Annotated in this window: 20 protein-coding genes; 2 read left to right on the top strand and 18 right to left on the bottom strand. The window is 68.9% G+C overall.

The features are described 5' to 3' along the window. Nucleotides 1-31: 31 nt before the first annotated feature. Nucleotides 32-952 carry a MurR/RpiR family transcriptional regulator gene (locus tag J5V16_RS11165; protein ID WP_208496298.1) on the bottom strand — a complete coding sequence of 307 codons (921 nt, stop codon included), beginning with the start codon at nucleotides 950-952 and terminating at the stop codon, nucleotides 32-34. Between the two features lie 135 nt (nucleotides 953-1,087). On the opposite strand from J5V16_RS11165, the gene J5V16_RS11160 reads away from it, so the two are divergent. Then, complete coding sequence (locus tag J5V16_RS11160; RefSeq protein WP_208496297.1) at nucleotides 1,088-2,041, top strand: N-acetylglucosamine kinase; 954 nt, start codon at nucleotides 1,088-1,090, stop codon at nucleotides 2,039-2,041. 97 nt (nucleotides 2,042-2,138) lie between these two features. Here the strand turns inward: J5V16_RS11160 and murQ are convergent, their stop codons facing one another. Continuing rightward, nucleotides 2,139-3,068, bottom strand: a complete 930-nt coding sequence (gene murQ / locus J5V16_RS11155; protein ID WP_307792926.1) for an N-acetylmuramic acid 6-phosphate etherase — start codon at nucleotides 3,066-3,068, stop codon at nucleotides 2,139-2,141. A 102-nt stretch (nucleotides 3,069-3,170) separates the two neighbouring features. On the opposite strand from murQ, the gene J5V16_RS11150 reads away from it, so the two are divergent. Beyond that, nucleotides 3,171-4,052 (top strand): MurR/RpiR family transcriptional regulator, encoded by an 882-nt coding sequence (locus tag J5V16_RS11150; RefSeq protein ID WP_208496295.1) that lies wholly within the window; start codon nucleotides 3,171-3,173, stop codon nucleotides 4,050-4,052. Nucleotides 4,053-4,102: 50 nt separating this feature from the next. Here the strand turns inward: J5V16_RS11150 and J5V16_RS11145 are convergent, their stop codons facing one another. The 16 genes from J5V16_RS11145 to rplV all read right to left on the bottom strand — a co-directional run bounded on the left by J5V16_RS11145 (nucleotide 4,103) and on the right by rplV (nucleotide 12,813). Next, nucleotides 4,103-4,801 (bottom strand): GH25 family lysozyme, encoded by a 699-nt coding sequence (locus tag J5V16_RS11145; protein ID WP_408612416.1) that lies wholly within the window; start codon nucleotides 4,799-4,801, stop codon nucleotides 4,103-4,105. A gap of 207 nt (nucleotides 4,802-5,008) precedes the next feature. Beyond that, a complete protein-coding gene (locus J5V16_RS11140) occupies nucleotides 5,009-6,790 on the bottom strand; it encodes a glycoside hydrolase family 3 protein (RefSeq protein WP_208496293.1) in 1,782 nt (593 codons plus the stop codon). 130 nt (nucleotides 6,791-6,920) lie between these two features. Beyond that, entirely contained in the window at nucleotides 6,921-7,337 is a 417-nt protein-coding gene (locus J5V16_RS11135; RefSeq protein WP_208496292.1) for a type II toxin-antitoxin system VapC family toxin, read from the bottom strand. Further along, nucleotides 7,330-7,569 carry an AbrB/MazE/SpoVT family DNA-binding domain-containing protein gene (locus J5V16_RS11130; protein ID WP_243901089.1) on the bottom strand — a complete coding sequence of 80 codons (240 nt, stop codon included), beginning with the start codon at nucleotides 7,567-7,569 and terminating at the stop codon, nucleotides 7,330-7,332. Before J5V16_RS11130 ends, J5V16_RS11135 begins: the two co-directional genes overlap by 8 nt. Nucleotides 7,570-7,714: 145 nt before the next feature. Continuing rightward, entirely contained in the window at nucleotides 7,715-8,110 is a 396-nt protein-coding gene (rplR, locus tag J5V16_RS11125; RefSeq protein WP_208496290.1) for a 50S ribosomal protein L18, read from the bottom strand. Beyond that, nucleotides 8,110-8,649, bottom strand: a complete 540-nt coding sequence (gene rplF, locus J5V16_RS11120; RefSeq protein ID WP_208496289.1) for a 50S ribosomal protein L6 — start codon at nucleotides 8,647-8,649, stop codon at nucleotides 8,110-8,112. The genes rplR and rplF overlap by 1 nt, the downstream gene beginning before the upstream one ends. Nucleotides 8,650-8,664: 15 nt before the next feature. Further along, a complete protein-coding gene (gene rpsH, locus J5V16_RS11115) occupies nucleotides 8,665-9,072 on the bottom strand; it encodes a 30S ribosomal protein S8 (RefSeq protein WP_208496288.1) in 408 nt (135 codons plus the stop codon). Nucleotides 9,073-9,156: 84 nt separating this feature from the next. Beyond that, complete coding sequence (locus tag J5V16_RS11110) at nucleotides 9,157-9,342, bottom strand: type Z 30S ribosomal protein S14 (protein WP_030155111.1); 186 nt, start codon at nucleotides 9,340-9,342, stop codon at nucleotides 9,157-9,159. After that, on the bottom strand, nucleotides 9,342-9,911 hold the full coding sequence (gene rplE, locus J5V16_RS11105) for a 50S ribosomal protein L5 (RefSeq protein WP_208496287.1): 570 nt from the start codon (nucleotides 9,909-9,911) through the stop codon (nucleotides 9,342-9,344). The genes J5V16_RS11110 and rplE overlap by 1 nt, the downstream gene beginning before the upstream one ends. Beyond that, nucleotides 9,911-10,225, bottom strand: a complete 315-nt coding sequence (rplX, locus tag J5V16_RS11100; RefSeq protein WP_208496286.1) for a 50S ribosomal protein L24 — start codon at nucleotides 10,223-10,225, stop codon at nucleotides 9,911-9,913. Before rplX ends, rplE begins: the two co-directional genes overlap by 1 nt. Nucleotides 10,226-10,228: 3 nt before the next feature. Continuing rightward, nucleotides 10,229-10,594 (bottom strand): 50S ribosomal protein L14, encoded by a 366-nt coding sequence (gene rplN / locus J5V16_RS11095; RefSeq protein WP_208496285.1) that lies wholly within the window; start codon nucleotides 10,592-10,594, stop codon nucleotides 10,229-10,231. A gap of 12 nt (nucleotides 10,595-10,606) precedes the next feature. Further along, entirely contained in the window at nucleotides 10,607-10,876 is a 270-nt protein-coding gene (rpsQ, locus tag J5V16_RS11090; RefSeq protein ID WP_208496284.1) for a 30S ribosomal protein S17, read from the bottom strand. Then, nucleotides 10,873-11,106, bottom strand: a complete 234-nt coding sequence (gene rpmC / locus J5V16_RS11085) for a 50S ribosomal protein L29 (protein ID WP_208496283.1) — start codon at nucleotides 11,104-11,106, stop codon at nucleotides 10,873-10,875. The genes rpsQ and rpmC overlap by 4 nt, the downstream gene beginning before the upstream one ends. A gap of 2 nt (nucleotides 11,107-11,108) precedes the next feature. Next, complete coding sequence (gene rplP / locus J5V16_RS11080; RefSeq protein ID WP_136528409.1) at nucleotides 11,109-11,534, bottom strand: 50S ribosomal protein L16; 426 nt, start codon at nucleotides 11,532-11,534, stop codon at nucleotides 11,109-11,111. A 5-nt stretch (nucleotides 11,535-11,539) separates the two neighbouring features. Then, a complete protein-coding gene (gene rpsC / locus J5V16_RS11075; RefSeq protein WP_208496282.1) occupies nucleotides 11,540-12,349 on the bottom strand; it encodes a 30S ribosomal protein S3 in 810 nt (269 codons plus the stop codon). Then, a complete protein-coding gene (rplV, locus tag J5V16_RS11070) occupies nucleotides 12,349-12,813 on the bottom strand; it encodes a 50S ribosomal protein L22 (protein ID WP_208496281.1) in 465 nt (154 codons plus the stop codon). Before rplV ends, rpsC begins: the two co-directional genes overlap by 1 nt. Between the last annotated feature and the right edge of the window lie 15 nt (nucleotides 12,814-12,828).

Raw genomic sequence — 12,828 nt, 5'->3', positions numbered from 1 at the left:
TGGGCAGGACCGCTGGTGGACGGCGGGAGGGTCAGCTCGCCCCGTTCCGTTGTCGGGCCGGCCGGTGGCCGACCACGGCTCGGGCCCGGGACTCCAAGGCCTCGAGCGCTGCAGGGAAGCGCCGCTGCGCGACCGCGATGTGGACGAGGTCGGCGACGAGCAGCGCGGAATGCCGGGAGGCGAGCAGGTCGGCGCGGTGGCCGGTGCGGGTGGTGGCCGAGACGAGGCAGATGTCGGCGATCTCGGCGAGCGCGGAGTCGCCGTCGCCGGTGAGGGCGACGGTGAGGGCGCCGCGGCTGTCGGCCTCGGAGAGCATCTCGATCACTTCGGCGGTGGAGCCTGAGAGGGAGACGGCGAAGGCGACGTCGCCGTCGCCGAGGAGGGCGGCGCTGGCGAGGGCGTCGTGGACCTCCGTCCACACCCAGGCGGCGACGCCGGTGCGGTAGAAGCCCATCTGGAGTTCGCGGGCGACGATCGCACTGGTGCCGACGCCGTAGACGTCGACGCGGCGGGCGTCGCAGACGCTAGCGGCGACGCGTTCGACGGCGGTGAGGTCGAGGGTGTCGACGGTGTCGCGGAGCATCGCGGCGTCGATGGTGATGAGCTGCTTGAGGACCTGCTCGAGGGGGTCGGAGGGGGCTATCTCCTGCCCGATGTTGACGTCCCATCCGGTCTCGCGGCGGGCGGAGGCGCGACCTGTTTCGGTCGCGATTGCAACCCTGAGGGCGGCGTAACCGTCATATCCGAGATGACGGCAGAATCGTGTGATGGTCCCCGGGGAGGTACCGGAGAGCTCGGCGAGGTCCATGATGGTGGCTCGCGCAGCGGCTTCGGGGTCGGCCAGTACTTGGTCGGCCACTTTCGACATGGCTTCGGACAGTTCGGCTGCGCCGTGGCGGATCCGTGCGAGGACGCCGGCCGCGACGGGGGCTTCTGGGCTGGTTTGCTCCATTGGCATCCCCTTCGGGAGGTGGATGCAAGAAAAACTATTACCTATGCCACACTCGTGTCAAGTTCATGAGAATTATTTTTACTGGTTTGCACCGAAGGCGGATACTGCTGGTATCGCAAGGAGCGGGGACCCCACATGCACGCAAGACTCGCCGTCGGCCTTGACGCCGGCGGGACCAGCAGCCGCGCCGTTCTCATCGACGAAAGCGGCGCGGTGCTCGGCACCGGCGCGTCAGGACCGGCCAATCCGGTCGGCGGCGACCGGGAGATCGCGCTGTCCAACATGGCCTTGGCGTTCCAGCGGGCGCTGGGCGGCATCGACCCGGCCGAGGTCGGCGCGGTCTGCGTCGGCACCGCGGGCGCACTCTCGCTCACCGAAGAGGTACGCGAGCTCTCCGCGGACCTGAAACGGCGCTTCGCGACCGACTGCGAGGTCGAGGTCGTCTCGGACGCGGTGATCGCTTTCGCGGCCGGCTCGTCCGCGCCTGACGGCACGGTCGTGGTCTCAGGAACGGGCGCGGTGGCGTTCGCGATCCGCGACCGCACCCCGGCGCTGCGCTCGGACGGCTACGGCTGGCTCTTCGGCGACGCGGGCTCGGGTTTCTGGCTCGGCCGCGAGGCGGTGCGCGCCGCCCTGCGGCACATCGACGGCAACGGCCCCGGCGGACGCCTCGTCGAAGCCATCATCGCCGCGATCGCGCCGGACAAGCGCCGCTCAGGTGCGTTGGTGGCCAAGTGCATGGCGGACCCGCCGGTGCGGCTCTCGCGCTTCTCCGCGCTCGTGTGCGAGGCCGCGGACGGCGGCGACCCGGTCGCCGAGTCGATCGTCGCGCGCGCCGTCGGGCACCTCGCCGAATCGGTGTCCTACGTCGTCGACCGCGAACTCCCGATCGTCATGGCCGGCAGCCTCCTGACCCGCCCGACCCCCATCGCGGCGCTCCTCCAAGAGCGGTTCCGCCTCGTCTACCCCAAGGCCGGCATCAGCAAGGCCACCGACCCGGCCATCGGAGCGGCCTGGATGGCCGCCAGCGCCTTCGTCACGGACCCCGAAGCACGAGTCCGCCTCCACCGCCAACTCGCCTGGCGCTAGGGCGAAATCGTCTCACGCGAATCGAGTGTCGCACCCAGGTGCGACACTCGATTCGGGGGCGGCTCCGAATCGCCGCCCAGACAGACCACCCTTGCGCTCAAACCGCGCCCAGCGCCCCCGATAGACGCCCCTCGGCCGCCTCCAGTTTCGCTTTCGCTGCTGCCGCATCGACTCCGAGCTCGAGCATGACCACCGCGGTCTTGACGTGCTCGCCGGACGCCGCCAGGGCGGTCTCCGCCGCCTCGGCGTCGGCGCCGGTGATCTCGCGGATCATCCGCACCGCGCGCGCCGCCAGCTTCGAGTTCGCGACCCGCATGTCCACCATGTAGTTCCGGTAGACCTTCCCCAAGCGCACCATCGAGATCGTCGAGATCATGTTGAGCACGAACTTCTGCGCGGTCCCCGACTTCAGCCGCGTCGACCCCGCCACGACCTCGGGCCCGACCTCGACCTCGATGCGGTGCTCGGCCGCCGCCGACAGGCGCGTGTCGCGGTTGCACGAGAGCCCCACGGTGAGCGCCCCGCGCCGCCGCGCCTCCTCGACCGCCGCCACCACGAACGGCGTCCGGCCGCTCGCCGCCAGACCCACCACCGCGTCCTCCGGGCCGATGCGCTCGGCGGCCATCGCCGCGGCCCCGGCGGCCGCGTCGTCCTCGGTCCCTTCCACCGCACCGCCTTCGGCGGCCTTGCCGCCCGCGATGATCGCCTTCACCAGTTCAGGGTCGGTGGAGAACGTCGGCGGGCACTCGGCCGCGTCCATGACCGCCATCCGCCCGGCCGTCCCGGCCCCCACGTACCGCAGCCGCCCGCCCTTCGCGAGCCGGTCGGCCACGGCGTCGATCGCGGCGGCCACTTCCGGGAGCACCGCGGCGACCGCGGCCGGGACGCTCGCGTCCGCCTCGTTCATGGTGCGCGCCAAGTCGAGGGTCGAGAGCCGCTCGATCTCGGCGTAGCGGGGGTCGGCCTGCTCGGTCGCCAAGGCCGCCAGCTGCGTGCGCGCCTTCAGGCGCTCGGTCGTCTCACTCACAGTTGCGAGCCTAGCGCAATGAAGTGAATTTTCATCCATCTGCCTGGAAATGAAGAATCGCGCCGCACCTTCCCGAGTCCCCCGCAGGTGTAAGGTCTCGTCATGCCTGCCAGCCGCACCGACACGCCCAACCTCCTGGTGCTCATCAAATCCGTCCTGCCCTCGCTCTCGAAGGCGGAGACCAAGGTCGCCCAAGAGATCATCCGCGAACCCGAGGCCGCCTCGACCCGCACGATCACCGAACTCGCCCGCGCCGCGGGCACCTCCGAGGCCACCGTGGTGCGGTTCTGCCGCTCCCTCGGCCTCTCCGGGCACCGAGAGCTTCGCATGCGGGCCGCGCAGGCCGTCATCGGCACCGGGGAGGGCCCGGACCGCGAGATCGCGGGCGGCGACATCCCCACGGGCGCCGACATGTCCCGCATCATCGCCACGGTCAGCTACGCCGATATGGGCGCGATCACCGACACCGCCGCCGCCCTCGACACGGCCGCCTGCGAAGCCGCCGTCGCCGCCCTCTCTGGCGCGGGCCGCATCGACGTCTTCGGCGTCGAGGCCTCCGGAATCGTCGCCGCCGACCTCGTCAAGAAGCTCCACCGCATAGGCGCCACCGCGTACTCCTGGCCCGACGTGCACGCCGCGCTCGTCGCCACCGCGCTCGCCGGCCCGAAGGACGTCGCCGTCGCGATCTCCCACTCGGGCGCCACCACCGAGACCGTCGAGTTCCTGGAGTCCGCCCGCGACCGCGAGGCGACCACGATCGCCATCACCAACCACGCGCGGTCCCCGCTGGCGAAGGCCGCCGACCTGGTCCTCACCACGGCCGCCCGCGAGACCACGTTCCGCTCCGGGGCCACGGTCAGCCGCATCGCCCAACTCATGGTCGTCGACTGCCTCTTCGTGGGCGTAGCGGCCAAGCAGCGCAAGCGGACCGCGAAGGCCCTCGCCGCGACCGCCGCGGCCGTGTCGGGACGCCAGCGGGCCTGAGCACGACGAAGGCGGGGGCCTTGTGGACCCCCGCCTTGCACTGGTGCGGTTTAAGTGTTGTTGGCGAGGGCGATGAGGCGGTCCCTCGCGCCGTTGAAGTGGTCGCGGTCGACGTTGCCGGAGATCCCCGGGACCGAACCGGTCGCGGTGTACTGCCAGAACGTCCAGGTCGTGCTGCTCCAGCCGGCCGGGAGCGTCGGGGCCGCGGCGCCCCAGTGCGCGATCCACAGCGGGCTCTTGGAGGCCATGCCGGTCCACGAGCCGGTGCAGGTGTTCCACCACGAGGCGGTCGTGTAGATGACCACGTCGCGGCCGGTGCGGGTTTTGTACCGGTTGTAGAAGTCGGTGATCCAGGTGCGCATCTGCGTGGTGGTGAGGCCGTAGCAGGCCGCGCCCGAGGGCGGGGCCTCGAGGTCGACCGCGCCGGGCAGGGTCAGGCCGTCGGCCGACCACGCGCCGCCGTTGCTGGCGAAGTAGTCCGCCTGGGCGGTGCCGCTCGAGGAGTTGGGCCGGGCGAAGTGGTACGCGCCGCGGATGACGCCGGCGGCGTGCGCGGCCGGGTAGTTCGTGTTGAACCGCGGGTCCTTGTAGGTGGTGCCCTCGGTGGCCTTGATGTAGGCCCACTGGACGCCGGAGTTCCGGACCGAGGTCCAGTTGATGGCGCCCTGGTAGTTGGAGACGTCGATCCCGGCGATACGGGTCTGCGCCTGCGCCGGGCTCGCGACGGCGAGTCCGGCGGCGGTGAGCACCGCGGCCGTGAAGAGGACGACGGCGGCGCGGAGGCCGCGGCGGGGTCGCTTGAGGGTAGGGGAAGGCTTCACTATTACTCCCTGCTTGTGAGGAGATCAGTGGATTGGGGGGAGTGCACGGTTTTGCACCCGGCACCCAGTATGGAGATAAGTTCCACAGGGAGTCAAGCGTGTGAAAATAACTTTCTACTACGGGCGCGTGAACGGCTACGTGTAGTGCAGGCCGTGCCCGAGGGCGTACGCGATCGCGCCGTCCGGGCCCGGCACGTCGACCGGGAGGGTGCCGCTCGGATTGAGCGCGCCGGAGATCACCTTCGCCAGGGACGCAAGGGAAGCAGCGGTGTACGAGTAGGTCGCCAGGCTCGCGTTCACCACGGGCAGGCGCGCGGCGTCGTAGGGCGTGCCGACGGCGGCGGTGACGACCCGGGCGTTCGCCTTCAGCAGTTCGGCCACGAGGTTCGCCTGCGCGCCACCGGCTTCCACCTGGTAAGTGGCGACCACGACGAGGTCGCGGCCCGCGGCCGCGGCGACGGCGGCCTTGATCTGTTCGGCGTCCGGGGCTTCGCCGGTGAGCAGCGTTGCCGCTTGCAGCCCTTCGGCGTTGAGGGATTCGGTGAGCCGGGCGGTGGTGTTCTCGCCCCAACCGGTCACCAGGACCTTCCCGGCCGCGAGCGGCAGCGTCCCGTCGTTGGCCAATAGTGTGATCGAGCGGTCGGCGATGTCGGCGGCGACACGGTGGTGCTCGTCCGAGCCGACCACGCTCGTCTGCTGACCGGCTCGGCCGTCGACGATGCCGCGCGCGAGTTTGAGCGCGAGGATCCGGCGCACCGAGGCGTCGATGCGCTCCTCGGTCAACTCCCCCGCCTCGACCGCGTCGAGCACCGCCTGGTGCGCGAGCGGGAAGTTCGGCGGCATCAGCAGCAGGTCCACCCCGGCCTGCAGCGCCAGCACCGGCACCCGCTCGTCCCCGAACTCGGTGCGGACCCCCTCCATCTCGAGGGAGTCGGTGACGATCACGCCGTCGAAGCCGAGCCGCTCGCGCAGCAGGCCCGTGAGGATCGGCGCCGAGAGCGTGGCCGGCCGCAGCGACTCGTCGAGGGCCGGGAACTGCAGGTGACCGCTCATGACCATGTCGGTCCCGGCCGCGATCGCGGCCGTGAACGGCGGGGCGTCGATCCGCTCCCACTCCTCGGCGGTGTGCGTGATGACCGGCAGCCCCAGGTGGCTGTCCGTGCCGGTGTCGCCGTGGCCCGGGAAGTGCTTGGCGGACACCGCCACGCCCCCGGCCTGGTAGCCGCCCACCTGCGCGGTCGTGAACTCGGCGACGAGCGCGGGGTCGGAGCTGAAGGACCGCACCCCGATCACCGGGTTCGCGGGGTCCACGTTCACGTCCGCGTCGGGCGCGAAGTTCAGGTTGAGGCCCATCGCCCGCAGCTCCACGGCCGCCGCCTCGGCCGCCCGGCCCGCGGCCTCGGCGTCCCGGGTCGCGCCCAGCGGCATCGCCCCGGGAAACTGCGTCGCGGGCGCCCCGATCCGCACCACGGTCCCGTACTCCTGGTCCGTGGCGATGAACAGCGGCGTCTCCGCGGCCTCCTGCAGGCCCGCCGAGAGCGCGGCGATCTGGTCAGGATCGGACAGGCCGTTGGCCCAATCGAAGTAGATGATCCCGCCCGGCTTGTAGGCGGCCACGAACGCCGCACCGTTGTCCTCGCCGAGGCGCTGCCGGTTCGAGGCGACCGCGTCGACCTGGTCGGTATCGGCCGACTCCCCGTGCACGTACACGACGAACAACTGGCCCACCTTGTCCGTGAGGGACATCGACGCCAGCCGCTCCTCGACCCAGTCAGGCGTCACCGCGGGCTCCTCGGGTTCGTCCTCGCCCCGCCGCGAGGCCGCCTCGGCGATCACGGCGCCGCCGCCGACGACCGCGAAGGCCCCGGCGACACTCGAGACGAGCACGGTCTTGCGGGAGAGCTTCGGGGAACGCACCCGCCCATCCTGACGCAGAACCGCCACTCCGTCGACCCGACCCGCGTGGAGATCCGCGCAAATCACACCGAAAACGGCGAAAGCCGGGGAGGAGCGGATGCTCCTCCCCGTCGGCTTCAAGCGAGTAAGCCTACTCCGGGCTGATCAGCTCCAGCTTCGGAAAGTAGGTGTTGAAGCGACCGGCATCCCGCGTGAGCAGGCGATAACCGCGGACCATCGCGTGAGCGCCGATGTAGAAGTCGGGAAGGGGGGCGTACTTCGCGCCGCCGCGCTGGCGGTAGAGCTTGAACGCCTTCCCTGCCAGGAACGCCGCCGAGAACGGGATCGGCTCCCGGACCACGAGGTCGGGAGGAAGCAGGGCTTCAATGTCCTCGACCGCCTCGAACCGGACCGAGATCTCAGCGTAGATGAGCGCGTTGATGCATACGGGTCCGTCGTCGTAGACGGATGCGAGCGCCTGCTCTGACCACGTCTTCCACTCGGAGCCCTTGCCGAAGACGTCGAGCCAGATGTTGCTGTCGACGAGCGTCCAAACCGGCTCACTCACCGCGCAGCATCTCCATCAGCTCATCGGTGGTCTTGTCCATGTCCGCGGTCCCGCGTCCGGAGAGGCCTCGGACGAACCGCTGGCCGCGGGTCTCCGCCACGGGTAGCGGTCGGAGCACCACCTCTCCGTCGACCTCGACGAACTCGAACTCGTCCCCAGGGTGCCAGTCGTGGCGGTTTCGGATGTCGGCCGGCACGGTGACCTGGCCTTTGGTGTTCATGAGCATTCCCATTGTTGTCACCTCCCCAGGGTAGGTAATACCAGGTGTCAGTGATGACATTCTAGCTTCGGCGGCGTGTCGCGCGCATCGTTCGCGGGGACGCGAAAAGCCGGGTGGAGCTTTCGCTCCACCCGGCTTCACAAGCCGTTCCAAGAACTTAGAACTTCAGGCCGTTCTCACGGGCGGCGTCGGCCAGGGCCGCGACGCGGCCGTGGTACTTGACACCGCCGCGGTCGAACACGACCGCTTCGACGCCCGCGGCCTTGGCGCGCTCGGCGACGAGCCGACCGACTTCCTTGGACTTCGCGGTCTTGTCGCCCTCGAAGGCGCGCAGGCCGGGCTCCACCGTCGACGCGGCGGCCAGCGTGTGGCCCGTCACGTCGTCGATGACCTGGGCCACGATGTGCTTCGAGGACCGGAAGACCGCGAGACGCGGCTGAGCGGCCGTGCCCGTGATCTTCTTGCGGCCGCGGAAGTGGCGGCGGTTCTTGCCGATCCGGCGGCGCTCGGACACCGACCCGGAGGGGCGGCGGTTTTCGAGTTTGCTAGCCATTACTTACCTGCCTTACCGGCCTTGCGGCGGATGCGCTCGTCGACGTACTTCACGCCCTTGCCCTTGTAGGGCTCCGGCGGACGCAGTCGGCGGATGTTCGACGCGACCTGGCCGACGAGCTGCTTGTCGATACCCTCGACGTGCAGCAGGGTCGGCTTCTCGACCGTGAACGAGATGCCCTCCGGGGCGTCCACCTGGATGGTGTGGGAGAAGCCGAGGCTCATCTCCACGCCCTTGCCCTTGGCGACGGCCCGGTAACCGGTGCCGTTGATCTCGAGGGACTTCTTGTAGCCCTCCGAGACGCCGACGACCAGGTTGTTGACGAGGCTCCGCGCCAGGCCGTGGAGGGCCCGGGACTTGCGCTCGTCGTTGGGACGGGTGACCGAGACGGACCCGTCCTCGTTCTTCTCGATGCCGATCGGCTCGGGCAGCTCGATGCTGAGCTGGCCCTTGGGGCCCTTCACGGTCACCGTCGCACCGTCGATCTTGACGTCGACGCCGGAGGGCACCAGAATCGGCTGCTTCCCAATGCGGGACATGCTTATACCCTCCTGCTACCAGACGTAGGCGATGACTTCGCCGCCCACGCCGCGCTTGCGAGCCTGACGGTCCGTCAGCAGGCCCTGGGACGTGGACACGATGGCCACACCCAGGCCGCCGAGGACGCGCGGCAGCTCAGTGGACTTGGCGTAGACCCGCAGGCCCGGCTTGGAGACGCGGCGCAGGCCCGCCAGGGACCGCTCGCGGCGCTCGCCGAACTTCAGGTCGATGACCAAGGTCTTGCCGACTTTGCCCTCTTCAGGGTCCTCGACGCGCCACTCGGCGATGTAGCCCTCCTGCTTGAGGACTTCCGCGATGGAAGCCTTCATCTTGGAGTGCGGCATCGTGAGCTGGTCGTGGTACGCCTGGTTGGCGTTCCGCAGACGGGTCAGCATGTCTGCGATCGGGTCGGTCATTGTCATTTGCGTTGTGTACCTTTCTCACCCCGGTTCCCCGCCTTGTGAACCATGGCGGGGCCTGTGGCGATCGGAGCTATAGGCCTGGGATTACCAGGAGGCCTTGTGGACGCCCGGGAGTTCACCCGCGTGGGCCATGTCGCGCACGCAGACGCGGCACAGGCCGAACTTGCGGTAGACGGCCTTCGGCCGGCCGCACTTCTGGCAGCGGGTGTAGGCGCGCACGGCGAACTTCGGCTTCCGCTTGGCCTTCGCGATGAGGGCTTTCTTCGCCATTAGTCGTTCTCCTTGAACGGGAAGCCGAGCAGCTTCAGGAACGCCCGGCCTTCGTCGTCGGTCTTCGCGGTGGTCACCAACGTGATGTCCATACCGCGAACCCGGTCGATCTTGTCCTGGTCGATCTCGGGGAACACGCTCTGCTCGGTGAGACCGAAGGTGTAGTTCCCGTTGCCGTCGAACTGCTGGTCCGAGAGACCGCGGAAGTCGCGGATGCGCGGCAGCGCGATCGCCAGGAGGCGGTCGAGGAACTCCCACATGCGGTCGCCGCGGAGGGTCACCTTCGCGCCGATCGCCTGGCCCTCGCGCAGCTTGAACTGCGCGATCGACTTCTTCGCCCGGCGGACGAGGGGCTTCTGACCGGTGATGGTGGTCAGGTCCTCGAGCGCGCCGTTGATGAGCTTCGAGTCGCGAGCGGCCTCGCCGACACCCATGTTCACCACGATCTTCGTCAGACCGGGGATCTGGTGGATGTTGACGTACTTGAACTGGTCCTGCAGCGCCGGCCGGATCTCGGAGCGGTAAGTCTCCTTGAGGCGGGGCTGCACCTTCTCTGCAACGTCGGTCATTACAGGTCCTTACCCGTCCGCTTCGAAACACGGACCTTGCGGCCGTCGTCGCCGAACCGGTAGCCCACGCGGGTGGGCTGGTTGTCGGCGTCCAGGACCTGCACGTTCGAGACGTGGATCGCGGCTTCCTGCACCACGATGCCACCGGTCCTCGAACCGCGCGCGGTCTGCCCGGCCTTGGTGTGCTTGGTGATGCGGTTGACGCCCTCGACGAGCACGCGCTCGCGGTCGGGGTACGCCTCCAGCACCAGTCCCTCGGCACCCTTGTCCTTGCCGGCGATGACGCGGACTCGGTCGCCCTTCTTGATCTTCATCTCTTACAGCACCTCCGGTGCGAGGGAGATGATCTTCATGAACTGCTTGTCGCGCAGCTCGCGGGCGACCGGCCCGAAGATACGGGTCCCTCGCGGTTCGCCGTCCTTGACGAGGACGGCGGCGTTCTCGTCGAACTTGATGTACGTGCCGTCGGGACGGCGCGTCTCCTTGACCGTGCGAACGATGACCGCCTTGACGACGTCACCCTTCTTCACCCCGGCACCCGGGTTGGCGTCCTTGACGGAGGCCACGATCGTGTCGCCGATACCGGCGTAGCGTCGGCCGGAGCCGCCGAGGACACGGATGCACAGGATCTCCCGCGCACCGGTGTTGTCGGCGACCTTGAGCCGCGACTCTTGCTGAATCACGTCCCGATCCTCCTACTTCGCCTTCTCGAGGATCTCGACGATGCGCCAACGCTTGGTCTTGGACAGCGGGCGGGTCTCCATGATGGAGACGCGGTCGCCGATCCCGGCCTCGTTGTTCTCGTCGTGAGCCTTGTACTTCTTGTTGGACCTGATGACCTTGCCGTACAGCGGGTGCTTCTTGCGGTCTTCGACCTCGACGACAGCGGTCTTGTCCATCTTGTCGCCGACGACCATGCCCTCAAGCACCTTGCGCCGGCCGCGAGTCTGAGTTTCCTCGCTCACTTCTCAACCTCCTCCGGCGCGGCGCTGAGGCCCAGCCGGCGCTCGTTCATGACGGTGTAGATCCGCGCGATCTCCTTGCGGACCAGACTGAGCTCGTGGTTGTTCTCCAGCTGGCCCGTCGCGTTGCGGACCCGCAGGTTGAACAGCTCTTCCTTCTTCTCCACGAGCTTCGCCTGGAGTTCCTTGTCGTTGAGCTCGCGCAGCTCACCGGTGTCGATACCAGTAGCCATGACTACTCACCTGCCCCTTCACGAGAGACGATGCGGCACTTCATCGGGAGCTTGTGGATCGCCCGCTGGAGCGCCTCGTGGGCGATCTCCTCGGTCGGGTACGACAGCTCGAACATGACGCGGCCGGGCTTGACGTTGGCCACCCAGAACTCGGGCGAACCCTTACCGGAACCCTGACGGGTCTCGGCCGGCTTCTTCGTGATCGCACGGTCCGGGAAGATCGTGATCCAGACCTTGCCGCCACGCTTGATGTGGCGGGTCATGGCGATACGAGCGGACTCGATCTGCCGGTTGGTCACGTAGCTGTGCTCCAGCGCCTGGATGCCGTACTCGCCGAAGGAGACCTTCGTGCCGCGAGTGGCCTTGCCCTTGCGCTTCGGAGCGTGAGGCTTCCGGTAACCGCGCGGCGGTTTCCGTGGCATGAGCATGTCGCTTAGCCCTCCTGCTTCTCGGTCTCAGCGGCGGGCGCGGCGACGGCGGCCTCGGCAGGCTGAGCGGCGCCACGGCCGCCACGGCCGCGTCCGCCACGGGCGGCGCCGGCTCCGCCGCGGCCACCACGGCCGCCGCGGTCGGGACCGGAGTCCCGGCGACGCTGCACCTGCTCGGCCTGCTCCTTGAGCGTGGCCTCACCCTTGTAGATCCACACCTTCACGCCGATGCGGCCGAAGGTCGTGGCGGCCTCGAACAGGCCGTAGTCGATGTTCGCGCGCAGCGTGTGCAGCGGGACCTGGCCCTCGCGGTACTGCTCGGAACGGCTCATCTCGGCGCCGCCGAGGCGGCCCGAGCACTGCACCTTGATGCCCTTCACGGTCGGGTTGCGCATGGCCGACTGAATGGCCTTGCGCATCGCGCGACGGAAGTTGACACGGCTGGACAGCTGCTCCGCGACGCCCTGGGCGACGAGCTGCGCATCGATGTCGGGGTTCTTGACCTCGATGATGTTCAGCTGGACCTGCTTGCCGGTCAGCTTCTCCAGGTTGCCGCGCAGACGATCGGCCTCGGCGCCCTTGCGGCCGATGACGATGCCCGGGCGGGCGGTGTGGATGTCGACGCGGACCCGCTCGCGGGTGCGCTCGATGTCGACCTTGCTGATGCCGGCGCGCTCGAGACCCTTGGTCATGAGCTGGCGGATCTTGACGTCTTCCCCGACGTAGTCGGCGTACTCCTTGTCGGCGTACCAACGCGACGTCCAGTCGGCGCTGATGCCGAGGCGGTACCCGTGCGGGTGGATTTTCTGACCCATTAGGCGGTCTCCTCCTTCTCAGCGTTCTCGGACTTCACGTCGGCTTCCACCGGCTTCGGCGCGGCGGCCTTGGGCCGGCGAACCGAGGGAGAAGCGGACTGCTTGGCCTGGACCGACTCGACCACCACGGTGATGTGGCTGGTGCGCTTGTTGATCCGGTAGGCGCGACCGTGGGCGCGCGGACGGTACCGGCGCATGGTCGGGCCCTCGTCGACCTTGATCTCGGACACCAGGAGCGACTCCGGGTCCAGACCGAGGTTGTTCTCGGCGTTCGCCTGAGCCGACGCGATGACCTTGTAGACGATCTCGGCCGCGCTGAAGGGCGCGAACTCGAGAGTCGTCAAGGCCTCGTCCACGGGCAGACCACGCACGAGGTCGACGACGCGGCGCGCCTTGCGGGGAGCTACGCGGACGTACCGCGCCACCGCGCGCGCCTTCGGAGCCTCCTGCTCCACTGTTGCCATCGTTCTAAATCCTTC

The sequence above is a fragment of the Glycomyces niveus genome, from assembly GCF_017592475.1.
Taxonomy (GTDB): Bacteria; Actinomycetota; Actinomycetes; order Mycobacteriales; family Micromonosporaceae; genus Glycomyces; species Glycomyces niveus.
Note: the sequence above shows the minus strand (reverse complement) of the source record. Positions and strands in the feature narration are given on the sequence as shown.